Origin of the sequence: Paenibacillus sp. FSL H8-0282 (assembly GCF_037963825.1) — a bacterium.
Classification (GTDB): Bacteria; Bacillota; Bacilli; order Paenibacillales; family Paenibacillaceae; genus Paenibacillus_AQ; species Paenibacillus_AQ odorifer.
In genome coordinates this window covers 604,062-630,306 of the sequence record NZ_CP150146.1, presented here as the reverse complement: position 1 = coordinate 630,306, position 26,245 = coordinate 604,062, and the positions used below count along the sequence as shown (strand labels likewise).

Genomic DNA, 26,245 nt, shown 5'->3' with positions numbered 1-26,245 from the left:
CTTATTATGGGAACTCTTTTAATCACGTTGTTAAACGTTTAGATTATTTTTACAGTTAAAATATACCACGCGTATTTATTGCTTTGCAACCCCTTTTTTGCTATTCTCAAAAAATCCTCCTGTTCGTCCCCCGTTTCGTTTAGAATTGATTTATCTGTTGTTCATTGGATAAAAATAAGATATAGGAGCTTGAGCTTGCTATGACACCATTTACTGAGAGAGTTATTCATATCATACAGTCTATACCAGAAGGTAAAGTGATGACTTACGGAGGAGTTGCCCGCGCGGCAGGCAGCCCAAGAGGAGCGAGGCAGGTCGTTCGCATCCTTCATTCCATGAGCAAAAAATATAAGCTGCCCTGGCATCGGGTCATTAATGCTAAAGGAATGATCGCACTAACTGAGGATGAGTCTAACTCCCTCCAGAGGCTCTATCTACAGGGAGAGGGAGTTAGTTTTAATGAAAAAGGTGTGGTAGATCTGAAACAATTCCAGTTTGAGCCGGAGTGTACCGATTAGTACCCTCTGGTAACTCTTCGTCTTTCTCCGGTGCCAAGAGCATTGAGTAGACAATACATCGTCGCGTAAATGACCAGCAGGACAAAGGCAATGAACAAGCTGAAAAATACGGACTGGAGATTCAGGCTATCCAGAACAAGTTGATACAACTGATGCCTGTCCGTCAGGACGTCCCAGCTATTGAGTCTGTAGACTCGGCCAAGCAGTACACCATATCCCCCGAGCATACATGCCGCAAGCACGAATACCCATGACCACAGCAGGTTGCTTTTACGATAAATGACCGTCTGGAACTGATACAATGAGAAAAAACCGGTCAACCATCCACTCCAGGTGAACAATAAAAGAGTGACCAAGTCATACCAGTAGCGATTCTGAATGGCTCCCTCCACGATATATCTACTTTTTCTTACCGTTAAATGCACCAGGTCAGTCATGAGATAAGGCGCGTTGGGAAAGAACAGCAGCCACGCGACACCCAAAGGAAGAAGTAATAGACCGCCTATCTTCCTTTTGTCTAGCTCATAAGCAGCCATGGAGAATAAAAACGGAATCCATGCTAAGAACAAATTCCAAATTAAAAAACCGTAAAACGAATCCGTCTGAAGTGACACTACACGATATACCGCCAATGTAGCGACAGACAATCCCGCCAAGAGCATAAACACCTTCGGATAATTCAATTCCTTCATGAGCTTATATTCTCCTTATCGATATTGATTACATTAAACTTATACCTAATTGTACAAATTCAGAATTCCGAAGTCCAATTTTAATACAAAAGCCCAGACGCAAGAATAGCGCCCAGGCCGACTTTATTTATTAAGCTCAAGTACCGCTGATTAGTTCAGAGGCAATGCTGGCTTCTTGCGTCCTGTCAGACCTCGTAGTCCACCTGCATCCTCCTGACAGGATAATGCCGTACACTCCCTAAACGCCGCATGACTGCATCCGATACATTTATTGTGATTAATACTGCTAAGAGCTTCATTGATCGCTTCACCGGTATGATGATAGAACTGTGCCTCTCCTATTTTGTCATATAGCCCGGTTCTCTTAAGTAGCTCAAGCGGCTGCGGCTGAACACCGGAGATCATCAGTTTCCCTCCAACAGCATGGAGATGCCGCACCAGCTCCGCCAGATTGGATTCGCCCGTAGTATCCATGAATGGCACTTTTCCCATCCGCATTAATATAATTTTCGGCTGATCGGAGCCATAACCCGGCATGGTGTCATCAAATCTATACGCAGCGCCAAAAAACAGCGGCCCTTCCACGGTATAAATCCCAATCTGCGGACAATCATGACTCTCCGTTACCATATGTGCTCCTACCTTGACGGAATTAGGATCAGGCAATACTTTGGATACCAGATGAACCTCTCCCATCCGTTTCACAAACAAAATCACCGCAAGAATCAATCCCACCTCTACAGCCAGCGTTAAATCTGCAAATATCGTCAACAAGAAGGTGATGAATAACACCAAAGAATCACCTGTTTTGATTTTAAGCAAATGAAGAAATTGTTTACGCTCACTCATATTCCAAGCTACTACCATCAAGATAGGAGCCATCGCTGCCAACGGAATACTAGAAGCATAGGGTGCAAACAACAGAAGAATTAGGAATACCACTACCCCATGAACGATCCCTGAGATCGGAGAAACTGCGCCGCTTTTGATATTTGTGGCGGTTCTGGCAATGGCACCCGTGGCTGGAATTCCTCCAAACAATGGAGCTGCAATATTGGCGATTCCCTGACCAATCAGTTCACGGTTGCTGTTATGGCGGCTGCCCGTCATCCCATCAGCTACGACAGCTGACAATAAGGATTCAATAGCACCCAACATCGCGATGATAAAGGCCGGACGAATCAGCAGTATAATCCGCTCCCAGGTAATGGTCGGAAAACGGAAGCTTGGCAATGTATTAGGGATATTCCCATAGGCCAAACCAATCGTAGTCACCTTACCGCTAAAAAATAACGCTGCTATGACAGTTGCACAAAGAAGACCGACCAATGAACCCGGCACCTTCGGAGCAAAGCGAATCGCTAGGATAACAACGGCCAGACAAATCGCGGCGGTCAGGATACTATATCCATTGATCGTCGATAGATGAAGTCCAATTTCTTTCATGTTATCTACAAAGCTCTCGTGCCGTTCAATATCCCTTAACCCAAGGAAGTTAGCAATCTGTCCGGTGAAGATAATAACCGCTATTCCTGCTGTGAAACCAATCGTGACCGGCTTCGGAATAAATTTAATCAGTACACCCAGCCTTAACAATCCCATGAGGACTAAAATAACCCCCGCCATCATCCCCGCTAACAGCAGGTTCTCATAACCATACTGCATCCCAATGGCGAACAAGATAGGAATAAATGCACCTGTCGGTCCACCAATCTGAAATTTCGATCCCCCGAACAATGAAATACATATGCCGGCAACGATTGTCGTATAAATGCCATATTCCGGCTTTACACCAGAAGCAATAGCAAATGCCATCCCTAAAGGAATGGCAATAACCCCGACGATTGTCCCTGATATCAAATCCTTGCGAAAAGCGTTCATGTTGTAGCCTTTATAACGACCCCGCCCTGTCATGTTCAAACCTTCTTTTCTTTAAATATCTGATTATTTGAATATAAGAAGAACATTACTCTAGGACGCGACTGTTGTCAACGCCAAAATAACGTTAATCTATTCCATTTTCACTCGCCGCGCATGCCTTCCAGCAATGAAATGGTATTCACGAGATGGTTATCAAATATTTGTTTGGCCACGACCAGAAGGTCCTTGATCAGAGGATCACGCAAGGCATAAATGACTGTGGTGCCTTCTTTCACACTGGTTACTACATTTTTGGCGCGTAAAACAGCTAGCTGCTGGGATACAGCAGAACCTTCCGAGCCGAGAATAGCCTGCAGTTCATTCACATTCTTCTCACCTTCGCTAAGCAGCTCCAGAATACGAATACGCATCGGATGAGCCAGCGCCTTGAAGAATTCGGTCTTAAATTGCTGAATTTCGGTGTTCATAGCTTTCTACTCCTCATGCTTAACTTTCTGAATCTAATGTTATCTTTGTATGTTATCTTAGTCCCTAAGAAGCGTCAAATACTGAAGGGATAGATTCGCACATCACGGACCTGCAATTCTACGAACACACCCAGTGCCATAGGTTCACCGAGACACTCGAACATCACTAACCCTTCACCTATTCGTAAAAATCCTGTGCCATCTTCTTCAATATTCTCCAACACGCCCGTAAAAATAACCCTATCCTGTTCGAGCCTGATGTTGAACTCACCTGCAGGCACAGGATGGATATCCACCCACCTCATAAGCAGCTCCGAAAGCTCCAATTCCACATCCATTTCTGCCCCTGGATTCACAGGAGCACCACACCAGATTCCCCGGCCCTCCCCAAATTCTGTGAGAAAAAATACCTCGTCCTTTTTCAAACCACTTTTTGTAATTTTGATTTGCATAGCCCATACTCCACCCTAATGATTTATAACGATCATTATATCATGAGAATTAGCCCAATTTATCAAGTATAATTCTGGGTTGCCTTATTCAGATAAGTACTAGGGTGTAACCAAGGATGCTTAAAGAACTCACTTTTACTGGTAATCTTCCGCGAGACACTCAGGTCATAATCGATCATAGACTTTATCTGCTCTGCAAAGGCCTCCCCTTTTACCAGCATTCCCAGCTCAAAATCGTGGCAGGCACTTCTTTCGTTGATATTATATGAACCATGAAAAACGGCTTGTGATCTATGATCATAGGTAATTTTCCAATGGGAAAATCGACCGGTGGCACTGTAGTCATAGAAGGAAACACCGTTAATAAACGGCATATACATATTGCCTCTTACCGCCGCGCGATTTGTAGGATGATCATTAACCTCCAGCGGGTTACAAATGTTCAAATTACACGAGCATTCTGGACCAAGCAGCCCGAGCCGATCCCAAAAATCCTGATCAATCAAATAAGGATTCACGATGATAGTCTCTTCAGCCGCGTAAGTAATTAAATCCAGATAATATTGTTGAATCAGGTTAACCGGGTTACCTGGAAAGCTTGCTAACAGCGTACATTCTTCCTCACCAAAATGATAATCCACATCCGGATAATAAAAGACATCATTCACATCAAAATGATCTCCGCCTAGAAGCAGCCAGCGAGAATAGAACATCGCATTCAAAGGCTGCGCTGCAGCGCCGCGAATCCGGAAGCAGCCATCATGCCACTCAGCCTCTTTACTAGGAATCCCCTGTGGATGTCCATCTATACTCATTGCAGAGGATGCCTGCACTGGGGTCTCATACGTATATTGGTCACCAATATTTACACTGCCTATAATCGAGGTTACCCCATCTATGACCATAAACTTCCGATGATCGATGACATTCAGTCCTGTGACCTCAACATCCTCTTGCACTTTATCCTGCAGAAACAGGATACTTTCCGGCACTCCCTCTTGCTCCAGCGCCTTTCGTTTCACCCGCCATTCAATAGCTGAATAATACGAATTGAAGGTATTCAACAGCTTGGCGCCTGCATTCTCGAGCTGATCAGCAATCTTGGAGAACTGGCCGTACTCCAGATTATTTCCGTACCCCAATGCCGTCAATGTGTAATTGACCATAACCCTTACCTTAACGCCACGCTTAAGAGCATAAAACAGTTCATCTGCAACCAGATTGCCCGAGCGATCATTAAAAAAAAGCATGACAGACAGGTGGATATAATGCTGCGCTTTTCTGATCTCCTCTAATATCATTCCTAGACACTCCGGACCATTCACGTAAGGTGTTACTTGATTATTCCACGTAGTCTGCGGAGCCAGAACCTTTAGCTTGCCTGAGTCTAGTCTGCCCAATACTTCAGTAAGTTGTTCCAGTAAGCTTGGGCTAAATCCAGGAAGCTGGAATAGCTGCTGACTTGTCGTAATGACTCCGCCAAGCGTCTGACGATAGGCTCTGGCAGCCTCTAGGTCTATCCCCTCAAGCTTACGCTCCACCTCTTCTCCTGCTACACCCATAATACGGGCAAGCGATCCGCCGGATAGATAATAATTCAAGAAATCAATCATATTTCTCTGTGTCTTCATATGTAAAGTCCCCCATCGTTTATATTGCATGCCTTTGAATCAAGGTAAGGATAGATACCCTAGATCTCCTTTTTATAAACGGGGTGAAATGCAAAATAGGGATGCCCCACAGCCTTTATGGCTATGGATCATCCCTGTTTAGGTTTAAATAGAATTCGCTAAGAATGGAGACAGCTTATTTTACCTGTTCTGCGCTAAATACTTTAACATCTAGAGGAGCAGCCAAGAATTCGCCAGCTTTAGCTGAGAAAGCAGTGAAATGAGCGCTCGTATTGTGGCTGGATACTGCTTCAGCATCACGCCATTGCTCAATCATAATAAATGAGTTGGCTTCTCCAGCATTCTCATATAGCTCATAAGAAAGGTTACCCTCTTCAGCATGAGTAGCAGCCAGTAATGCTTTAGACTCCGTCAAAAACTGTTCACGACGCTCTGGATTAACTTTAAGTACAGCATGAATAATGATCATTGTATATTCCTCCTAAGATTAGTGTTTATGGTAGCGCGTTTTACTAACTTTAATAATTATTTCCACTCAGCAACTTTATCGATAGGCAGACGAACAGAGGGGTAACCTGCATCAACAGCTTTACCAATGGAGAGCAGCATTACAGGAACATAACGATCTTTTTCCATACCAAACGCTTCAGCGATTTGGTCTTTTTCAAATCCACCAATTGGGTTTGTATCGTAACCATGTGCACGAGCAACCAGCATCAGCTGCATAGCAACAAGTGCGCCATCGATAAGCACGGTGTCTCTGTTAATTTCCCGTGGCAGGTTAGCGAAATGAGCGGATAATCTGGTTAATTGATTTTCTTTTACTTCAGCAGGCATAAGTCCACGTTCAACAGCCGTACCGTAAATTTCTTCAGCGTAATCGAAGTTGTTCAAATCACCAAAGATGGCAATCATAGCCGCAGAAGTCTCTACTTGTACGTTATTAAAACGAGCGAGAGGCGCTAAGGTAGCTTTAGCTTCGTCACTTTCAATGACCAGAAAACGCCAAGGCTGCATGTTCACTGAAGATGGAGCAAGTGTAGCTTCGGCAAGGATCTGTGTCATTTCTTCTTTGCTGATTTTAACGGATGGATCATATTTGCGGATAGAGCGGCGTCCTGTAATAATTTCTTGAAAATCATTTGTTTGTGTAGCGTTCATATGATTAATTCTCCTTTGAGTGTGTTTTGTAAGTTACAACAGAATGATATTAGATTGCAGACGATTGAGCATATCAATGAGCACTGCTCGCTCCTGATCGTTAAAACCTGTTAGCAGAGTAGCGATAAACCGCCTTTTCTCTTCGCTATATTTAACCATTCTTTCCCGACCTTGATCGGTTAATGAGACCAATGTGACCCTGTTATCGGCTGGGTTATTGCGGCGAGCGATCATGCCACTCTCTTCCAATCCCTTCAGATGACGTGTGACGGCTGCCGCATCAATATCCATTTCCTTTTGCAGACTGATTTGGCTGACTTCATCTACCCGAAACAGTTCATGCAGGAGGCGAAGCCGTGTGGGACTGATCCCTGCACAACGTTCGAATTTTGGAGAGATTCCTTTGTTTAAGGCCTGCAGCAGTTCAAATATATGTTCTTCCTCAGGACAGTACTCCGTCAAAATATACCTCCTTTCTATATTTAATTGCATGCAATTGTTTTGTATGAAATTATACTAACGCATAATCATTGACCCGTCAACTAATATATCAAATCATTTTTAAAAAATCAACATTGCTTATCCTCATCCGGTGCTATACGCTTGAACAAAAGAGGAGGATACCTATGAGAATATCCCTGATTCAGCTGGATATAGCATTTGGCAATCCCGCTATGAATTATGCTGCTGTTGTCCAGAAAATAAAAGAAGCCGCTGTCGCTGCCCCCGATTGTCTGATTCTCCCTGAGCTATGGACCACTGGTTATGATCTAACTCGCTTAGAAGATATTGGCGATCCGGAAGGAGAAATTACCAAGGCATTTATCTCCAGCTTGGCTAAACAATACAGCATCAATATCATCGCTGGTTCTGTCGCTAGCCGAAATGATACTGGTGTAACTAATCGCATGTATGTATTTAATCGATCAGGTGAGCTCGTCGGACAATACAGCAAGCTGCATTTGTTCCAGCTGATGGATGAACATTTGTATCTGCAGCCGGGAGAAGCCAAAGGACTATTTACATTAGACGATACGTTATGTGCAGGGCTAATCTGTTATGATATCCGGTTTCCGGAATGGGTTCGCGCCCATACCGCACAAGGGGCGGAAATCCTGTTCGTCTGCGCTGAATGGCCACTGCCCAGATTGTCCCACTGGCGGGCGCTGTTGATCAGCCGGGCCATCGAGAACCAATGTTTTGTTGTAGCCTGCAACCGTGCAGGCAGCGATCCTGCCAATTTCTTTGCTGGGCATTCAATGATTATTGATCCTTGGGGAGATATTGTGTGTGAGGCTTCTGAAGAGGAAGAAATTCTAACCGGAGAGATCGATTTACATCAGGTGCGTGAGATTAGGAAACAAATTCCGATTTTTTCGGACAGACGTCCTGAGTTGTATAATTAAAAGAGCGTCATTGTTGAATATTAAAAAAGACGTTACGTAGGCTGGCATTATCCAGCTTTCCGTTACGTCCTTTTTTAACAGACTCCAACCCATGCTCAGCCCTTAGGAATACCGCTCGCGCAGCACCCGCGTTGCATCGAGCACACGTGGATCATCATAGTCCAAGCTGTATCCTGTCTCTTGCTGCAAAATGCGGGATGCTCTAAGAGAGACTCCACGACGAATTAAAGCCTGAATAATCCCCTCCCCAAACACTTTCGCCACTTCAGGTCCACCGAGTTCACCCAGTCCAGCAATCGTCTCTGGACGAACCTGTGGATATGATAGTGAGGAGTCTCCTCCGGAGGCTTGCGCATAGAAATTACGAATTTGTTCACCGCGTTCTTGTCCCGAGCCAGAAACTACAACAAATGCATGTACAAAATAGGCATTGTTCTGCCTACGCTGAGCAATACCACAAAACTTCCGGCCACCAATGGCCAGATCGAAATCACCAGGGCAGTAAGAACCAACAATCTCACCAGCCTCAATTTGCGCCGCAGCCTGTGGATGACTTATAGCAACCGCTTCCGTGATCAAAGCAGCCAAGAGCTTAAAGTCATCATGAAAGTCCAGCTTTCCACGTCCTTTGGGCAGAACTAGAGAAACATTAATGATCCCTGCATCCAGAGGCACCGCAGCCCCGCCGGAATGCCTAACCGCTGTTCTAATCCCTTGCGCCTCAAGCGTAAGCATCGCCTGAGCTGCACACGGTAGCTTACTGTCCCGAAGTCCAAGTGCCACACCACCAGAATGACTCCACAGATGTAAGCTAGGAGGTATAAGTCCCGCTCCAACATCCCGGCATAAGGTTTCCTCAAAAGCGAATGGGACCAGCATATCCTCTAAGCTCCCTGCTTCTGTACCTTTGCTCTCATCCCTTGCACTCAGATGTTGAAAGAGCCCCATTTCTGAAGGAAGTTTACTAAATATTGAATCATACTCACGAGTATCCACCAAAGCCCCTCTTTCCCGAATATGAGCCACGAGACCTGCTATTCTCTACCAGCTAAAGATCCAAGCCTATCCGTATAAATAATGATAGTAATATTGTAACCGATCTGTCTCCATGCTGTGAGTAGAGAATTGAAATGAGGTTATGATAACGCTATTCTTATAGTAAATGGACTTGCCCCAGAGCATAATAGGGGAAGACCTAAATTCATGCTATCCCAAACGTTAAGGAGTGATGCTGCATGACAGGAGACAAGCTGACCAAAGAACGACAGCTAACCAAAACAAAGCAATGGGAACAAGCCCTTAACCACCTTTATATCAACTTTTGGGATTACAGCCATGACGCATTAAATAAATTCGCGGATGAAGATATCCACCAGGCAAGAGTGAACTGCCGTAAGCTGCTAAGTCTATTATCCATTCTTGATCCGCGGCACACTTCAGGCCTGTACCCTATTTTCAAAAAAGCGCAAAAGAGATTAGGTAAAGTGAGAGATGCAGATGTTCTAATAGAATCTTTCAAGAACAAGCGCAAGCAAGCGAAGGAGAACGGAGATTCCAAAACTGCAGACCTGTTAAAGGCAGTGTTTGCTTACCAAAAGGACAAGCGCAAAACTTACCGCAAGAAGCTCGCTAAGGAGCTGCCTGAACTAATCAATGAAGACCTCGAGGAAAAGTGGAAGACCTTCCTAAGCGAGCAGCTTGAAGCCCTAGCCGCCAAAAAGAATGTTAACGTTGTTATGCGTGAGCTTGAGATCGCTTATGAGCAGAAGAAAAAAACCTGTAAAGCTATTTTCCATGAAGACAATGCCGAATCTAAAGAAGCCTTCGACGCTTTGCACCAGCTAAGAATCGCTGCTAAGGAACTTCGTTATACCGCGAGTGCGGCCGATTTTGCGTTAAATCAGAAATTTCATGCGCATGAGGAGATCTATAAGGAGATTCAAGATCAACTTGGGCTGATTAACGACAAACGTCTATGGCTGGAAACACTGAATGCTATTGGACGTGAAGAGCTGGACATCGGTAAAAAAGCATGGAATGCCTTCACGTCGCAATTAAAGGATGAAGTGCTCGATGCACTGCATCATAATGATGTCATTCCTATCCAGACACAAACGAAGTAAATTGCAAATGGTCCTTTCTATTCAGCCGATGTATCTGATGCACCATACTCTTCAATATTTAGTTTCACTTCATAGGTAATCGGAATCTCACTAAAGGTTTCATCCCAGTTATCCTCTACGCTCCGCCATACGGCTGGATGTTGAATACGTAAAGCGTTGCCGAAACCTGCAACCTCTGTATGCAGCTCCTTCTGCATTTTTTTCACAGTGACCTGAAGCATGTCTAAGACATGCTTCTCTAGCACTGCTTTATCCTCCTTTACAATGCCGTCATGTAACTTCTTTGCACTCTTGGCAAAAGCCTCACCATATCTCCCCGTAGATTCTATTTTCACATGAAAAGAGATCTTCCCATCCTTCACATTAGCTTTATACTTACTACCCAGGGATTTGATTTCATAGGTAATGAGCTTATTGTTAGACGGGTCGTATGCTTTGAGAGCACCCCCCTCTCCCTTTCCAGTCAGCCAGACCATACCTTCCAGCTCCGATGCATCTAAAAAACCAACGAGCTTTCCCGTTTTCCCTTTAATTACGCCTGCTCCATCCAGCTTTGTCTCCTTCTCTTTTTCTAAAGAAATTACATTCTGCAACATGAAACTTCTTTTACCATGCAAAGGACCCGCCACTTTAGCTATTGAAACCGGCTCCCATATCCTCGTGCTCCGACTTCTATTCACAAAAATCCCCTCTAGTACAAATGAAGGGGTTTGGCCCGGCAGCGCATTTTCCAATACATCTTTGGCTTTTCCCTTGCTGACATATAGTAGAACACTGGGACGGATATCGTTATCCCTGCTAAAGAAATCAATTAACTCAGAAAACTTGGTAGAACGTGCAAGCTTCTCACCGATCACAATGACCTTAAGGTGATGTCCGATCGGAGTACGTCTAGTACGCAGTGAAAGTGCCCGTAATGCTTCAAACATCGAATCACTTACTTCACTCATGTTATAGTAATTTCTGGTTGAGGATGGGGAAGCCCCAGACTTCATACCTGACCCTCCTGAGCCTTGAGGAATCGTAAACTGGTAGGTACTCATTATTTGGGCAGGCATAGGATTTCCCCCGCCTCCTTGCTGGGTTGCCTCCTCATCCCCTGTCTCCTCCGCACTGTCCAGGGCAACACCAATCTCCATACTTAACTCCTCAACAGGTGTGCTGCTCCAGCAACCGGTCAACAGAATACATACTATAAGAAATGTAATCGACACTCTCCATTTTTTCATGAAGCCGCCCTCCGGAAATGTGCGATGATCAACAGCGGCAATGGAATTAATCCAAATAAAACGATCATCCAATTACCTACGACTGTTCCTAATGCAAATAGAGCATTCACATTTGGTGGCATTCTGGAAACTACATAGGCTACTGGAAGTATAGCCAATAAGCAGCTATTAAATCGTTTATGAAATATTTGAGAAACTCCCAAAGCAGCAGCATAAATAGTGATGCAGAAGGTGCAGAAAATTTGCATAATCCAAATTACCAGCAGCAGCGATTCAAACCTCTCAAAAATAAGATAATTCACCTCAAAGCTTCTCACTAGATCAAGAAATGGCCAAGTTCTTGTGACCACTCCATCTATAGAAAACGCACCAATAGTCATTACAACAGCTAAAAGATAAAAGAACGTTGATATACATGATCCAGCAATAATTACCTTTACTGCTTTTTGTGGCTTATCCATAAAAGCAACAACGAACAGCATCGCTTCACCAGCAGTAAAAGTCAGAATGGTTGGCCTGATGCCCTTCCATACCGGTCCTAAACCATCTCCAAGGAAAGGCCGCAAATTATCGATATCGAAAACTTCAATACTAAGCAAGCATACTCCAACAAAAACTGTCCAAGTAATCGGAACAATCAACCTACACATGCTAGTGATAGCATTAAGTCCTCCTCTGCATAAATAGAAGGCTATCCAAATAAACACAGCAACAATAGCCCAAGGAGGGGTTCCCTCCAACAGAAAAAAAGAGGTCACTTCCTGTACGGAACGTGCTTCAAAACTGGCTATACACAGAAAATAAACAATCACTAATATAGAGAGCATCACTCCAAGTGGCTTGCCAATGATTTTCCCGCTAAATTGAAAAATAGTTTGACCTGGAAACCGTTGGCTAAGTTTCACTATAATTAAACCTGTTAAAAAGGTAATTACTCCCCCTAAAAAAACGGAGATCCACACGTCTGGAGTTTCACTAGCCTCTACAATCGTCCGAGGAAGTGTAAGTATCCCTGCCGCAATAGTATAATTGGCTAGTATGATCGTCGCTTGAACAGCAGTAATTCGGTCCTTCACCTCGGTACTCATATTCGCTTCCTCCTTTACTTCGATCTCTCACCCTTTGCGTCGGGGGTCCTTCGGCTTCAACAGCGTAGGGCGGCCTGTTAGAAATTGCAGTGGCATACGGAATATAAAATCTTTCCAATCCTTAATCTTATACGGTATAAACATGCCAAGATAAGGCATGCCGAAGCTTTTTAGCTTGATTAAATGGGCACTCAGGAAAAGGAAAAATAACACAACTCCATATAATCCAAAGACTGCTGCAGAAAACATCGCTATAAAACGGAGCATACGCAGCGTCATTCCCGCACTATACATAGGGATGGTGAAGGAGGAGATTGCTGTAACTGAAACAACGATGACTAGAATTGGACTCACAATTCCCGCTTCTACCGCGGCTTGGCCGATGATTAGACCGCCAACAATCCCCATCGCGGGACCGATAGGTTTAGGCAGCCGGAGTCCAGCCTCCCGTAATATTTCGATTGAGGTCTCCATGATCAAAGCTTCGATTAATACCGAAAAAGGTACACCTTGGCGGGAGCTGATGATTGAAATGGCCAACTTTGTCGGAATCAATCCCGGCTGAAAGGAGAGGAAGGAAATATATAGTGCCGGTGCAAACATTGATATCAATGCGGCGAGAAAACGCAGTAAGCGCACCAACGACCCCACCATCCACCGATCGTAATAATCCTCTGGGGATTGCAACAGCATCCCGAAGGACACGGGCATGATCAAGGCAAAGGGTGTGCCATCCAGCAGGATAGCTACTCTCCCTTCCAATAACGCTGCCATTACGCGGTCAGGTCTTTCCGTATTCTGAATCTGCTGGAATGGCGTGAAGCTATTATCTTCGATTAATTGCTCCACATAACCAGATTCTTGCACATCATCTATATCAATCGTCCTAATTCTTCGTTTGACTTCTTCGACAAGTTCATCGTTCGCGATATCTTTGATATAAGTTAGAACCAGATCCTTCTTCATCCTCTTTCCTACAGTAAAAGAAATCATGGCTAGCTCTGTGCTCTGCCCATGTCGGCGCAGTAATGCCGTGTTATCACTTAACGTCTCATTAAATCCGCTTCGAGATCCCCGCAAGACAGCTTCTGATTCAGGCTCCTCTATCCCTCTTGTGTTCCCCTTCGGGGTGCTGAGCACAATAGCCTCCTGTATCCCTTCTACTAACAGCACTACAGAGCCGAACAATACCTTTTGAAGGGAGAGCTTCACATTATCCGTAAACTCAACTTCCGAAATAAGCACGATCTCATGAATGAGAATATCTTTTAGATCCTTGGCTTCCGGTATCGTATGGGGATCTTTAAAAACCTTATAGGCATCCATTAAAGGCTTCAGAATATTCCGATCCATTTTATCTTTATCTGTCAGTCCATCTACAAATATAAGGGCCGCTTGCAGCTTTATACCTCCGATACGCAACTCCCGAAAACTCACATCATGCATATCTGTGCTCATCTCTTTAAATCTTTGCAAATCCTCCCGAAATTGACCGCTATAGCTTGCTTCTGTAGGAGATTCTTCACTGATTCCAACGGAATCGTCCGCCTTAGTAACCTTTTTCGTATTGCTAGAACCTAGAGATGCTTCTCCGTAAGGAACCCCACCACCTATGCTGCCGGCAGCTTTTTTTGCTCTAGTACTTATCGTATCTTCCTTTACATTAGCCCAACTCATTATCCGGATTAGAATAAACGGAACGAAAAAGATCATAATAGCTTGGAAAATCACACTCCATTTAGGAATTATCTCTAGAATAATATTCCACACCCTCATCACCTCCTTTATAGCTGTGTTCGTATTTTTTACCGAAGATGGGTAAATCATGCACGCAAAAAAGACCCCACAATATGGAGTCTCCCTAATTTCATCTTTAAAATTATCGCCTTATGCTTGAAGAACCTTGTTCAGTATGCCTTGGTAGGCTGCTTTCGGACGCAGACCGACCAGCTTTTCCACGGGCTGCCCCTCTTTATATACAATGACTGTAGGCATCCCCATAACACCCGCTTCTCCAGCCAAATCCGGCAGTTCATCACAATTCACCTTAACAATAGAAACATCGTCTCCATATTCCTGGTGAAGATCTTCCAGAACAGGCAGCAGCACCTTACAAGGGGGGCACCATGGCGCACCATAATCCACCAGTACCGTTCCTCCACCACGTATTTCTGACCGCACCCAATCCGCACTATCGGCATTTATAATAGACATTTGCCATTCCTCCTCATATTTTTCAACACCAGCAGTACTATTCCAAGTTCTCCAGTGGACACGTTCCCAACTTGCTCTCATCCTGCTCCTGCAGAATAGATGCCATTCGTTCTTCCAAATTCCTCTTGATCTGATTCAGCTCTACAAGCTGACGTTCAATATCTTCCAATTTACTGCGGTATAGTGGCATCACTTCTGCGCAGAAAGCTTCTTTGTTCTTCAAGACACAATGTAGAAAGCCCGCGATCTGCTCTGTCGACAGACCCAGGTTCAAATATAGTTTAATCGTTTCTACCGTCTCTACAGCAAGTGAAGAATACTCCCGATATCCGTTGGCCTGACGGATCGGCGAGATTAATCCTTGACTCTCATAGTAACGAAGTGAACGGACGCTTACGCCCGTCAGTTTAGCAAGTTCACCTATTTTCATAGCATTCTCCCCGGGGTTCATGAGAATTGTTCTACACCAGTATAAACCCTGACACCAATGTTAGAGTCAACAAAAAAAATCCAACCGCAGCTAACCCGCAGTTGGACTCGTGTTTTATGTTACAACAGGTATATCCGCTTATATCCTACAATAATCCTGCCGCCCAAAGTCCACCTCTAAGAATCATCTGGCGAAAGGGCTCTACGGAAAATGACGGCAAATGATGACCAGGCATTAAATAAACAACCCGGCCTAGACCAAATTCATGGCACCAAGCCGCCTGTCTCATTGCCCCATCATGAGGATATTCCATAAGCACAGTTGTTTCGAAATAGGGATGCTGCTCAAAATAATAAGGCTCATCATCGATCACAAATTCTTCGATTCCCTGCATAATGGGATGCTCCTGTACCGGTATGGACATCTGGAGCGAAGTGAATTCTGGATGATGAGTGAAATGCGCTCCCAGCATAGCGCCTAGCTCCTGATTACGCTGTAAGGAGATTCCGTTATGTACCACTAGTAATCCGCCACCGTTAGCCACATAGGAGAGCAATGCGCTGCTTTGTTCCGCCGGTATTTTATCATCAGAGAATTCGGTATAAGAGATCACCAGCTTGTAGTCAGATAATGTTTCTTTATTAAGCAGCCCATAATCCTCCGAGGAGAATACCTGCAGGTCATTGGCAAGGATCTGCTCAATCTCCCGGTCTACTCCCGCAAATGGGTGATATTTAACCTCCGAATAACTTCCGAGTGCCAGTGCTTTTAGTGTAGACATCCTATCATCGCCTTTCTTCGTGTAGTTTTTTTGATTACGGGAAGCCCATCTACCAAGGCCATGTATTTCCATCCACGTCAAGATAGGCCGGCTCATCCCCTAGATACTTTTTATACTCCATAACCTGACTTATAATCTGGTCTGCAGACACATCGGGTGAAATATCCGCTTGCTCATTTTTTTCGCCATGCATATAAGTCTTCATCCAGCCGGGGTGAAACACCATCACTTGACCCCCAAGCGTCTTTAGATGATTGTGCATCAGGGAGGATTGCATATTGAGAGCCGCCTTAGACATGCAGTAGCCGTACATATTAATACGTTTATTTCTGCCAATGCTGCCCGCTTCCGAAGAAATATTAACAATCAATTTATCCTTACTTTGCAATAAAAGTCCCATAAGTGCATTGCTGACTCTCAACGCGCCTAGCGTATTCACATTATAAATCTCCGCCATGCCCTCATCATCCATATCCACCAGCATCGTAGCATCATCTGCGGAATGAATAATTCCGGCATTATTAATAAGAATATCAACATGCCCAGTTCTGCTGGCGATAGCCCTTGCTGCCTGCTTTACACTGTCCTTACTACCAATATCGAGTGGAATAAGTTCCAGCTGTTCCGGATACTCCTCTTTAAGCGCTTTCAATTCATCTGTATCTCTCATGTATTGTCCAGCAAATACTGAGAACTGTTTCTCTAAAAGAGAGTGCACAAGAGACAATCCGAGACCCCGATCAGCTCCAGTCACACATGCGACTCCGTTCATTCTTATCAACACTCCTACCTAGTAAGGATTATTGAAGCAAGTTGTCTTCCTTTCACCTTAGCATGCCATCCCCTTTTTTTCAACGCGCTAAAATGAGGGTTTGGTCATCCTTGGATTAGCTGCTCCAGAATCCTTTTTGTTTTAAATTTAATATATGTTACAATCATGATTACAGGTTGTTAACAACACAATGGTTAGTAAAATAACGATCCCAGGAGGGTGATATCTATGTCTATTCAACAACTTCATACATTGGAAGATCTTGAGCAGTATGTGGCTAAACCTGGCAAGAAGCTGCTGTTCAAACACAGCACTACCTGCCCGATTAGCGCCAAAGCTAATGAGGAGTTCCAGGCTTATCTAAAGGATGCGGATACTGCAGCAGCAGTGGTTCTAGTCATCGAGGATCGTCCAGTTTCCAATCAAATTGCCGAGGATTTCGGGATTAAGCATGAATCTCCACAGCTCTTCCTGCTTGAGGATAATGAGGTCCGCTGGAACACTTCCCACTGGAAGATCACAAGAGATGCTATCAAAGAGGCTGTGAACCAATGAGCCAGCAAGTGATTGTTTATTCAACAGCAGGCTGCAGCGACTGTAATCTGGTCAAACAATATCTTACGGAGCAAGGTATCCCTTTTGAAGTAAGAGATGTTATGACTAGCACCGTCTATCAAGAGGAAGTCGAAAAGCTTGGTTTCATGGGTGTTCCTGTTACTGTAGCAGGGGATCACGCCACCAAAGGATTCAATCTTCCCGAGCTGAAAGCACTTCTCGAAGCTGCTCAGTAATTCATTCGTTTAATTATTTAGCACTTGATATATGCTTACAAAAAAGGGGATTCCAGCAGCCACTCGGCAAGGAATCCCTTTTTTTTCATTGTTCTAAAGCTTAGGGTTCCTCACGCATAAGATTTGCCACGACCAGTACATCTACATTTCTGGCCGAACGCAAAATCTGTTTAGTGACATCCCCGCGTAGCCATTTGCGCACCCATGAGCGTTGGGACTGGCCGATAATAATCTGTGTGCTCTGTAAGGCTTGAGACCTTTCAAGCAGCAAGGAAGACACTCGTGCCGGGAGCACGTTAGGAATCATCTTAAACGTTCCACCCAGTCGTTCCGTCAATTCTTTCAAATCATTAATTCGTTTATCGTAAGAAGGCCCGCTCTGCTTATATTCCTGTACGTACGTAACATACCAGCAAGCTTTTAGACGATAGGCAATCCGAAAACCGCGCCGAATCAGACGTTCCGCATGATCTCCTAAGGTGATGCACACATAGATCGCTTCCTGCCGCCGCCAAGGTCCCCGCAGCGACCCGACACGTTCCCAGGCCTCCAGACGTTCATCCACATCATCAGCAATTTCCCGCAGCGCCAGTTCACGGAGGGCGATTAGATTGCCGATTTTGAAAAAAGCCCCCAGCGCCTGATCCACTTTGGTCATCGCATATATTTTTCCATCCTTCATCCGCTCTTGCAGTGTTTTGGGGGATACATCGATAAGTTCAACCTCGTCGGCCCGTTGCAGAATGCTGTCTGGGAAAGTCTCTCTAACTCTAACTCCGGTAATTTGTTCTACTGCATCATTCAAGCTTTCTAAATGCTGAACATTCACTGTGGAGATTACAGAGATCCCCGCATCCAATAGCTCCATAACATCCATATACCGCTTCTTATGCTTGCTGCCCGGCATATTGGTATGTGCCAGTTCATCTACCAGTACAACCTCCGGATTACGCTTAATAATAGCTGCCGTATCCATTTCCTCAAGGACAGTCCCCCGATAGTCAATGCTCAGTCGCGGAAGGATCTCCAGCTCACCGATCTGTTCAAGCGTTTCTTTACGTCCATGCGTTTCTAGTAGTCCAATAACAACATCAATCCCTCTCTTTAAGAGATCATTTCCTTCTCGCAGCATCTTATAAGTCTTGCCCACCCCGGGAGCAGCACCAATGTACACTTTAAATGTGCCCCCACGAATCGCATCGATTTTATCCTTTACTTCCTGAGTGCTTAATCTGTGATAAGCATCAGCTTTCCGCTCATTTCGGCTCTGCCGGGTAGGAAGAACACGTTCTCCCTCACGCTCAGCACGATCAGCCACGAAAAACACATCTACTCCGCGGATTTGCTTTAACAATGAGTTAGCAATCGAACCCTTCCATAGCTCCTGCCACGCCGTTTGCTTAGAGTGACCCATAACGATACGGGTAATATTATGCTGGATAGCGTATTTCACTAGAAGTCCCGGAATCTCCCTCTTCGAGCGAAAAGAAATCTCCTCCATCGAGGCCCCAATCTTCTCAGTCAGCTTCCATAGGGATCGCTTGAAGGTTGCTGCTTCCTTAGAGGGCGTCAGGCCCTGCTTCCAGAAGGATACCACCGCCAGATCTCCGTTTAACCGTTTAGCGATTTGCTGCCCACGGCGGATATGAATCGAGCCATTCCAATAATACTGTGCAGACACCAACACTTTTTCGGCAATCCCCGAAGCCCCCAGCAATCCTTGCTCCTCCCGATGCTTCTCCAGCGAACCATTAACATCCTCCGCAACCATTCTCAGCGCCAGCTCCCGCAGCTTGCTTAGATTCCCTTTGTTAAAAAGCGAAGTCCGCTGCTTCTTGCCCAAATGTCCTTCGGACAAACGTTGAAGTATCTTTTCCGGAGTCACATCAATTAGAACGATATCATCTGCAAGGGTGAGCACTTCCGCAGGCAAGGAATATTCCACCTCAATCCCCGTCCACTTCCGCGCTAGATCTGCTGCGCCCTCCAGCTCGTATACGTTTACAGTTGTGATGACACTAATTCCACAGCCCAATAAATATTTGATATCCTCCAGCCTAGTTGATCTCTCCGCACCCTCGCGATTATGATGAGCCAATCCATCGGTCAGTACAACCTCTGGATTACGTGCCACAATGGCCTCCACGTCCAGATCCTTCTTCTCGATCTCCTTCTGAAACCAATGAATACTTGGAATTCGTTCCAAGTCACCCAGCTGATCCCTTGTTTCTGGACTCTGGTTGGTTGAAACCGCACAGATTACAACATCGATGCCCTGTGCTTTCAGCGCCTGACCCTCACGCAGCATCTGATAGGTCTTGCCTGATCCACTGACCGGACCTATATAGATCTTCAGGCGTCCACGATGCAGCTCATAAATAGAGAGCAGCAGTTCCTCCGGCGTCTTCCTCCGATATGTTCCCATCAAGACCACTCCTTAATAACCCGTTCATCCATTCACTCTTCTATGCCAGAAAGCAAGATATCCCTGACCCAGTTTGAACAATCGGGCAGGGATATTAGCTATATTTATTTGTTCGTTAATTTCTGCAGCTCCATGTTCAGCTTAAGAACATTTACCCGCTTTTCACCAAACAGCCCTAGATCGCGACCTTCGGTCTGCTTATTCACTAGCTCTTCCAGCTGCGCGGCTGGAATCCCAGTCAAATTACTGATCCGGGGAATCTGCACAATTGCCGACGCAGGAGTGATATGCGGATCAAGACCTGAACCCGAGTTGGTTACTAAATCAACCGGCAGCTTGTTTACAGGCACATCCGGATTATCAAGCTGCCACTGTGTGATGGAATCCTTCGTCCGCTGCAGCATATCCGGGTTGGATGGGCCGTAGTTATTGGAACCTGAGGCTTCCGCTTTATAATCAATGCTGGATACACGGCCATGGAATAATGCCGGGTCCGTAAAGCTTTGCCCGATGAGTTCTGAGCCCACAACTACTCCAGCGTCATTCTTCAGCTGACTGCCGTTTGCTTGCGATGGCATCAGAACTTGAGCAATCGCTGTAGTAGTCAGAGGATAAATCACTCCGCAAAGAACAATAAACACTAGACATAGCCGTAATATAATAAAGAAATTAGCACCCTTCGATGATGACAACTGTTCTTCAGCGTCCGCAATCGATTTTCTGTTATTCACGATGCTCTCACCCTTTCAATGATTAGTCAATCCGTTGTTAAATCCATACACTTACGAGCAAATCAATAAGCTTGATGCCCGCAAAAGGAACGACTACTCCACCTAAACCATAGATAAAAATATTACGTCCCAGCAGCTTCGTAGAACTCATCGCTTTATACGAGACACCTTTCATAGCCAATGGGATCAGCAGCGGAATAATAATCGCATTAAATATTAATGCAGATATAATTGCCGAGCTAGGTGAACCCAATCCCATGACATTCAGGGCTTCCATTTCGGGAATGGCGAGCATGAACATTGCCGGAATAATTGCGAAGTATTTAGCGATATCATTCGCAATACTGAACGTTGTCAACGCGCCCCGCGTCATCAGTAGCTGTTTACCAATAGCTACAACCTCAATGATCTTCGAGGGATCGGAGTCCAGATCAACCATGTTTGCTGCTTCCTTAGCGGCTGTAGTCCCACTGTTCATCGCTAAGCCCACATCAGCTTGGGCAAGGGCAGGTGCGTCATTCGTACCATCACCAGTCATTGCCACCAGCTTGCCTTCGTTCTGCTCACGGCGGATAACCGCTATTTTATCCTCAGGTGTACTCTCTGCAATAAAATCATCTACCCCTGCTTCACGGGCAATAGTAGCTGCGGTCAGCGGATTGTCCCCTGTACACATGATAGTCTTGATTCCCATTTTTCGCAGCTCATCAAACCGCTCTTTCATCCCTGGCTTAACCGTATCCTTTAAGTAAATAAGTCCATAAATCCGGTTGTCTACCGCAACAGCAAGCGGGGTCCCCCCCATCCGAGCGATAGCATCGGAATTACTGTCGAGGTTCGCGGGAATGACTCCGCCCTTCGACTGTACCCATTTCTTCACGGAATCGACTGCCCCTTTACGAACAGATCGTCCATCAAGTAGATCTATACCACTCATCCGGGTCTCAGCCTTAAACTCTACGAACTCTCCGCCTTCAGCAAGTTTGCTGTCATAGCTGCGCTCCAGCTTCTTAGCCAGCTCAATAACCGAACGTCCTTCCGGAGTCTCATCCTTTAGCGAACTAATAGCTGCCCAAGCCGTAAGCTCAGCTTCCGTTTCATCTCCAACAGGCACAAAATCACTCGCCATCCGGTTTCCGAAAGTAATCGTACCTGTCTTATCTAGAATCATTGTATTAATGTCGCCGGCAGCTTCAACGGCCTTCCCTGACATAGCAAGGACATTAAACTGTGTGACGCGGTCCATCCCTGCTATCCCGATAGCGGAGAGCAGTCCCCCGATTGTGGTCGGGATCAGACAGACCAGCAAGGCGATCATAACAGGAATATCTAGATCAACGCCCAGATAAGTCGCAATTGGCCGCAAGGTCACTACTACAATCAGGAAAATCAACGTCAGACTGATCAAGAGTGTATTTAGTGCAATTTCATTGGGTGTCTTTTGACGTTTCGCCCCTTCAACGAGGGAGATCATCCGATCCAGGAATGACTCACCGGGATCACTGGTAATTTTGACTTTAATCTCATCACTGACTACCCGGGTGCCGCCTGTGACTGAGCCAAAATCTCCGCCGGCTTCCTTAATAACAGGTGCAGATTCACCTGTAATTGCAGATTCATCTACGGAGGCCAGCCCTTCAATTACTTCACCATCGCCAGGGATAAGTTCTCCCTGACTGACGATGACAATATCTCCTTTACGAAGCTCGGAAGAAGAAACGGTCTTCACAGACCCTCCAACGAGTTTGTTAGCTGTGATATCCTGTTTCGTTTTCTTGAGTGAATCCGCCTGGGCTTTCCCGCGGCCTTCAGCCAGCGCTTCAGCGAAGTTGGCAAACAGCACTGTGAATAGCAGAATGAACAACACTGTGATATTGAAGCCTACCGATTTCTCTGCATTAAAATATCCGGGGGCCAGTACCATAAGCAATACAATAATCGTACCGATTTCGACTACGAACATGACCGGATTTTTAATTAACGTCACCGGGTTAAGCTTAATAAAGCTATCCTTTACAGCGCTTAGGAGTATGGGTCCCGTCAGCAGCTTTTTTCTTTTTACAGTACTCATCTTGTTCTCCCTCTTCCTACCGTAAGGTCAAATATTCTGCAATCGGGCCGAGCACAATGACTGGCAGAAACGTCAGAGCCCCGATAATTACAACGGTACCAATCAGAATTCCGGTGAACAGACCATTGTCTGTGCGGAATGTGCCAATCGTCTCAGGAACTGGCTTCTTCTGGATCAGTGAGCCTGCAACTGCCAGCATCGCGATTATAGAGACATAACGGCCAAGCAGCATTACGATCCCGGTTGTAACATTCCAAAAGGTGGTGTTGTCCGCAAGCCCTTCAAATCCTGAACCATTGTTCGCGGCAGAAGAGACATATTCATATAACACTTGGCTAAGTCCATGGAATCCGGGATTCGTGATGGCACCGTTGCCCAAGTCCGTTAAGAACGCACCTGCTGTTGGTACAAGGATAATGAACGGATGCACAAGGATAGCAATCGCAATTAGCTTCATCTCCTTGGCTTCTATCTTTCGCCCGAGAAACTCTGGTGTTCTGCCAACCATTAGTCCACATAAGAAGACACCCATGATGGCATACATCAGCATATTGATTAGTCCGACACCTTTTCCCCCGAAGACGTTGTTGAGCATCATTAGGGCCAGAGGGGTAATGCCACCCAGCGGTGTCAGCGTATCATGCATATTGTTAACACTACCTGTCGTAGCTGCCGTTGTTACCGAAGTGAACAGCGAAGATTGCGGGATACCAAAACGTACCTCTTTACCTTCCATGCTGCCTTGCGAAGACTCGATCCCCAGCGCATTGATAGCTGGATTGCCTTTGGTTTCCGCATAATAATTCAATCCCAGCAGTAGTACGAACAAGGTCATCATTGCTGTGAAAATCACCCAGCCCTGACGTTTGTTCTTAGCGAACAATCCGTACATATATGGCAGAGAGGCTGGCAGCATCCACATAGAGAGAATCTCCAGAACGTTCGTAAGTGGATTAGGGTTCTCAAAAGGATGCGCTGAATTGGCTCCGAAGAAGCCGCCACCATTCGTACCTAAGTGTTTAATTGATTCCAAAGAAGCGACTGGACCGATAGCGATTTGTTGCGTCTGCCCTTCGAGTGTAGTGACCTCAAGCGATGGCTTGAGCGTTTGTGGCACATGCAATCCTACCAGCACCAATGAAACTAGCAGAGCTAATGGAATGAATACACGAATATGTGCTTTTACGAAGTCCTCGAAAAAGTTCCCGACTGATTTCTGTCCTGTAATCCCTCTGACAAAAGCAACCGCAACAGAAAATCCGCTCGCTGCAGACGTGAACATCATCATCGTGATGACTGCCATTTGTGAAAAATACGATAGTCCCGTCTCCCCGCTATAATGCTGCAGGTTCGTATTGGTCATAAAGCTGATCACCGTATTGAATGAAAGCGTCTGTTCCATATCGGCAATTCCATTCGGGTTCAGCGGCAATCCCCGCTGTAATCTTAGAAAAATATAACTGAAAGCAACCAGTACGATATTAGTTAAAACAAAGCTGAGTGCATACTTCTTCCAGGACATTCCGTCCCGTTTTTTCAGGCCGATCAGCTTATAAATACCTTTCTCTGTGCCTGCAAACCAGCGATCCGTACGATTCGGTTCGTTAGAAAATACATGATATAAATACGTTCCCATCGGCTTGACCAGCAAGATGAGAATTACAATTACGACGACTATTTGCAAAATGCCCATGAATGCCCCTCCTTAAAATTTCTCAGGATGAATCAACGCGTAAACCAGATATATAAACAACAGTAGGGTAACAGCGATTACTAGAATCACAGCTTATCCCTCCCCGTATCCTCAACTACACCTGCGCACCAGCGCATAAAGCCATAAAATAACCCGTAAATTACAGCTAACGAAGCCACCATATACAGATCCATCATATCTTCCGCACTCCTTCCATTATCCTTGATGAGGTGATCTATCGATTAGAAAATCAGCATCACCACTATGGGAATAGATTACATAGCTCGCACCAAGTCTTTTATAGACCAATCTAGGATTTATTGAACTTGTAATCACAAAAATCGGCTGTGTCGTCCAGGTACGGCACATCTGAATATAGCGGCAGCAAAGCGGAAAGCTGCTCTCAAACAGATATACCCTGCCTACCGGGAACGATGGGCGAAACCAAGTGCTCTGATGGCGGGTATCCACTAGAATAACCTGCTCAATCCCGAGCTCCTCAAGTAAAGCTTTCTCAGCCACATTGTTGGTTAATCCCGCCATCTTAATACCCCTGAACTTCAGAAGTTTAATGAAATGTTCTCCCGCCTTTGTAGGCGCACATACAAGCACATATTCATTCTGATCCGTCATCTTTTTTTCTCCTCCTGCTCATTTACAACAAGGAGGCAACGAAAATCTCCGAAAGGATGTTGACCTATCGTCATTTTCGGGCACAACCTAAAGCTCGGTTGTGTCACGTCATTAGACGCTGCCTTACAAATACCGCTAATGATGAATTTAGCGACCTCTTAGGGGAGGCCTCCATAAATGCTTTGCTTCTAAGAGCACAGCAAAAAGCCACAAAGGATCTCCTCTGTGGCTCGCTAGCGGTCACATTGCACTCATCCTCTCTCCATACGCTTACGAGGTTAGCTGTCGGATTCGGGCGGTGAGAGTCGCCCTACCTGTATAGATGCGAGCTCACTCACACCCTCTACAGGATTCACCCCATAATCGGCTTCCGACTCTCACATCGGCTGCCGATTGTTGGTTCCCCCGCTTTCCTTACCGGAAATTAAGCGGATCAAATATTCGATTGTCGTTGAAACAGGAGTAATCATACTCTTATGCACGAAGACTTGTAAAACCTGAATGATGCCAAAATAATGCAAATTAAAAACTATTTTCCCATTAGATAGCGCTTACTTGATATCTAATCTCTCTATATCTCTTGTTTACTCGAGTTTGGAGCGTTTAATCGCTATCTATAACCCATGTGATTTTATTCACCTTTTTAGAGCGAAAATACTGCAAATTCCCATTATAGGTAGAAACGCAAGAAGCTGAGGCTGAGCGAGAAAGAGGCGCGATAACACGCCATAAATACCTATTTACCTCGTTTTTCAGTCGTAGTCGGCAGGATATGGTTAAAATTGCTCTAAAAGAACATTTTCCGTTTTTTACAGAAAATCTTGAAAAGAGTATGATTCGGGTTGAATCTAATTCATGAAAAACAATCAACGCTGAGTTCCTGCATTCGCAGGGAACGGGGGAACCATCAGGCCACCTGGCCTACTTGGGGTGAATCCAAAGGAGACTGCATAAGTCTCAATAGGTAGGGCGACTCTCACCGTCCGAATCCGACAGCTAACCTCGTAAGCGTAAAGAGAGAGACCCTTGATCCGCCACGCTTTGGCCCAGGTATAT

Annotated in this window: 26 protein-coding genes and 2 riboswitches; of the genes, 5 read left to right on the top strand and 21 right to left on the bottom strand. The window is 45.3% G+C overall.

Features of this window, described 5'->3' with window-relative positions; all coding sequences use genetic code 11:
* Positions 1-200 precede the first annotated feature (200 nt).
* Positions 201-518 carry an MGMT family protein gene (locus NST94_RS02800; protein ID WP_036676747.1) on the top strand — a complete coding sequence of 106 codons (318 nt, stop codon included), beginning with the start codon at positions 201-203 and terminating at the stop codon, positions 516-518.
* Here the strand turns inward: NST94_RS02800 and NST94_RS02795 are convergent.
* The 8 genes from NST94_RS02795 to NST94_RS02760 form a co-directional block, all read right to left on the bottom strand.
* Positions 515-1,210: a DUF1361 domain-containing protein gene (locus NST94_RS02795; RefSeq protein ID WP_038568569.1), complete on the bottom strand. Its 696-nt coding sequence runs from the start codon at positions 1,208-1,210 to the stop codon at positions 515-517. The genes NST94_RS02800 and NST94_RS02795 overlap by 4 nt on opposite strands.
* Before the next feature lie 150 nt (positions 1,211-1,360).
* Positions 1,361-3,124, bottom strand: a complete 1,764-nt coding sequence (locus tag NST94_RS02790) for a SulP family inorganic anion transporter (RefSeq protein WP_076279648.1) — start codon at positions 3,122-3,124, stop codon at positions 1,361-1,363.
* 107 nt (positions 3,125-3,231) lie between these two features.
* Entirely contained in the window at positions 3,232-3,558 is a 327-nt protein-coding gene (locus NST94_RS02785; RefSeq protein ID WP_036676741.1) for a metalloregulator ArsR/SmtB family transcription factor, read from the bottom strand.
* Positions 3,559-3,632: 74 nt separating this feature from the next.
* Complete coding sequence (locus NST94_RS02780; protein WP_076279647.1) at positions 3,633-4,010, bottom strand: hypothetical protein; 378 nt, start codon at positions 4,008-4,010, stop codon at positions 3,633-3,635.
* 62 nt (positions 4,011-4,072) lie between these two features.
* Positions 4,073-5,641 carry a phospholipase D-like domain-containing protein gene (locus tag NST94_RS02775; protein ID WP_339281626.1) on the bottom strand — a complete coding sequence of 523 codons (1,569 nt, stop codon included), beginning with the start codon at positions 5,639-5,641 and terminating at the stop codon, positions 4,073-4,075.
* 175 nt (positions 5,642-5,816) lie between these two features.
* Positions 5,817-6,110, bottom strand: coding sequence for a putative quinol monooxygenase (locus NST94_RS02770; RefSeq protein WP_036676736.1), 294 nt, complete (start codon positions 6,108-6,110; stop codon positions 5,817-5,819).
* 56 nt (positions 6,111-6,166) lie between these two features.
* Positions 6,167-6,802 carry a nitroreductase family protein gene (locus tag NST94_RS02765; RefSeq protein ID WP_076223389.1) on the bottom strand — a complete coding sequence of 212 codons (636 nt, stop codon included), beginning with the start codon at positions 6,800-6,802 and terminating at the stop codon, positions 6,167-6,169.
* Positions 6,803-6,835: 33 nt separating this feature from the next.
* Entirely contained in the window at positions 6,836-7,264 is a 429-nt protein-coding gene (locus NST94_RS02760) for a MarR family transcriptional regulator (RefSeq protein ID WP_076304354.1), read from the bottom strand.
* A 158-nt stretch (positions 7,265-7,422) separates the two neighbouring features.
* On the opposite strand from NST94_RS02760, the gene NST94_RS02755 reads away from it, so the two are divergent.
* On the top strand, positions 7,423-8,208 hold the full coding sequence (locus NST94_RS02755) for a carbon-nitrogen family hydrolase (RefSeq protein ID WP_339282122.1): 786 nt from the start codon (positions 7,423-7,425) through the stop codon (positions 8,206-8,208).
* 102 nt (positions 8,209-8,310) lie between these two features.
* Here NST94_RS02755 and NST94_RS02750 read toward each other — a convergent pair whose 3' ends face one another.
* Positions 8,311-9,204, bottom strand: a complete 894-nt coding sequence (locus NST94_RS02750; RefSeq protein ID WP_081391852.1) for a hypothetical protein — start codon at positions 9,202-9,204, stop codon at positions 8,311-8,313.
* Between the two features lie 239 nt (positions 9,205-9,443).
* On the opposite strand from NST94_RS02750, the gene NST94_RS02745 reads away from it, so the two are divergent.
* The gene (locus tag NST94_RS02745) at positions 9,444-10,331 is read left to right on the top strand and encodes a CHAD domain-containing protein (protein ID WP_339281625.1); all 888 of its coding nucleotides are present in this window, start codon (positions 9,444-9,446) and stop codon (positions 10,329-10,331) included.
* Positions 10,332-10,348: 17 nt separating this feature from the next.
* On the opposite strand, the gene NST94_RS02740 is transcribed toward NST94_RS02745, so the two are convergent.
* The 7 genes from NST94_RS02740 to NST94_RS02710 all read right to left on the bottom strand — a co-directional run bounded on the left by NST94_RS02740 (position 10,349) and on the right by NST94_RS02710 (position 16,845).
* Positions 10,349-11,560, bottom strand: coding sequence for a Ger(x)C family spore germination protein (locus tag NST94_RS02740; protein ID WP_339281624.1), 1,212 nt, complete (start codon positions 11,558-11,560; stop codon positions 10,349-10,351).
* Positions 11,557-12,648 (bottom strand): GerAB/ArcD/ProY family transporter, encoded by a 1,092-nt coding sequence (locus tag NST94_RS02735; protein WP_076179795.1) that lies wholly within the window; start codon positions 12,646-12,648, stop codon positions 11,557-11,559. The genes NST94_RS02740 and NST94_RS02735 overlap by 4 nt, the downstream gene beginning before the upstream one ends.
* Positions 12,649-12,675: 27 nt before the next feature.
* Positions 12,676-14,424, bottom strand: a complete 1,749-nt coding sequence (locus tag NST94_RS02730) for a spore germination protein (protein ID WP_339281623.1) — start codon at positions 14,422-14,424, stop codon at positions 12,676-12,678.
* Positions 14,425-14,535: 111 nt separating this feature from the next.
* Positions 14,536-14,862: a thioredoxin domain-containing protein gene (locus NST94_RS02725; RefSeq protein WP_076124458.1), complete on the bottom strand. Its 327-nt coding sequence runs from the start codon at positions 14,860-14,862 to the stop codon at positions 14,536-14,538.
* 37 nt (positions 14,863-14,899) lie between these two features.
* Complete coding sequence (locus NST94_RS02720) at positions 14,900-15,292, bottom strand: MerR family transcriptional regulator (protein ID WP_076185170.1); 393 nt, start codon at positions 15,290-15,292, stop codon at positions 14,900-14,902.
* 145 nt (positions 15,293-15,437) lie between these two features.
* Positions 15,438-16,145: a ThuA domain-containing protein gene (locus tag NST94_RS02715; protein WP_339281622.1), complete on the bottom strand. Its 708-nt coding sequence runs from the start codon at positions 16,143-16,145 to the stop codon at positions 15,438-15,440.
* Positions 16,123-16,845 carry an SDR family NAD(P)-dependent oxidoreductase gene (locus NST94_RS02710; RefSeq protein WP_280753274.1) on the bottom strand — a complete coding sequence of 241 codons (723 nt, stop codon included), beginning with the start codon at positions 16,843-16,845 and terminating at the stop codon, positions 16,123-16,125. The genes NST94_RS02715 and NST94_RS02710 overlap by 23 nt, the downstream gene beginning before the upstream one ends.
* Positions 16,846-17,073: 228 nt before the next feature.
* On the opposite strand from NST94_RS02710, the gene ytxJ reads away from it, so the two are divergent.
* Positions 17,074-17,400 (top strand): bacillithiol system redox-active protein YtxJ, encoded by a 327-nt coding sequence (ytxJ, locus tag NST94_RS02705; protein WP_042123836.1) that lies wholly within the window; start codon positions 17,074-17,076, stop codon positions 17,398-17,400.
* Positions 17,397-17,636 carry a glutaredoxin family protein gene (locus NST94_RS02700; RefSeq protein WP_076124465.1) on the top strand — a complete coding sequence of 80 codons (240 nt, stop codon included), beginning with the start codon at positions 17,397-17,399 and terminating at the stop codon, positions 17,634-17,636. The genes ytxJ and NST94_RS02700 overlap by 4 nt, the downstream gene beginning before the upstream one ends.
* A gap of 100 nt (positions 17,637-17,736) precedes the next feature.
* Here NST94_RS02700 and NST94_RS02695 read toward each other — a convergent pair whose 3' ends face one another.
* From NST94_RS02695 to NST94_RS02675, 5 genes are all read right to left on the bottom strand, one after another.
* Positions 17,737-20,061, bottom strand: coding sequence for a histidine kinase (locus tag NST94_RS02695; RefSeq protein ID WP_339281621.1), 2,325 nt, complete (start codon positions 20,059-20,061; stop codon positions 17,737-17,739).
* 104 nt (positions 20,062-20,165) lie between these two features.
* Positions 20,166-20,774, bottom strand: a complete 609-nt coding sequence (kdpC, locus tag NST94_RS02690; protein WP_076193779.1) for a potassium-transporting ATPase subunit KdpC — start codon at positions 20,772-20,774, stop codon at positions 20,166-20,168.
* Between the two features lie 55 nt (positions 20,775-20,829).
* On the bottom strand, positions 20,830-22,863 hold the full coding sequence (kdpB, locus tag NST94_RS02685; protein WP_076124469.1) for a potassium-transporting ATPase subunit KdpB: 2,034 nt from the start codon (positions 22,861-22,863) through the stop codon (positions 20,830-20,832).
* Between the two features lie 16 nt (positions 22,864-22,879).
* Positions 22,880-24,556, bottom strand: a complete 1,677-nt coding sequence (gene kdpA / locus NST94_RS02680) for a potassium-transporting ATPase subunit KdpA (protein WP_076302353.1) — start codon at positions 24,554-24,556, stop codon at positions 22,880-22,882.
* A 216-nt stretch (positions 24,557-24,772) separates the two neighbouring features.
* Complete coding sequence (locus tag NST94_RS02675) at positions 24,773-25,189, bottom strand: hypothetical protein (RefSeq protein WP_076124472.1); 417 nt, start codon at positions 25,187-25,189, stop codon at positions 24,773-24,775.
* 251 nt (positions 25,190-25,440) lie between these two features.
* Positions 25,441-25,630: riboswitch (cyclic di-AMP (ydaO/yuaA leader) on the bottom strand.
* 419 nt (positions 25,631-26,049) lie between these two features.
* Positions 26,050-26,214, top strand: a riboswitch (cyclic di-AMP (ydaO/yuaA leader).
* Positions 26,215-26,245 lie beyond the last annotated feature (31 nt).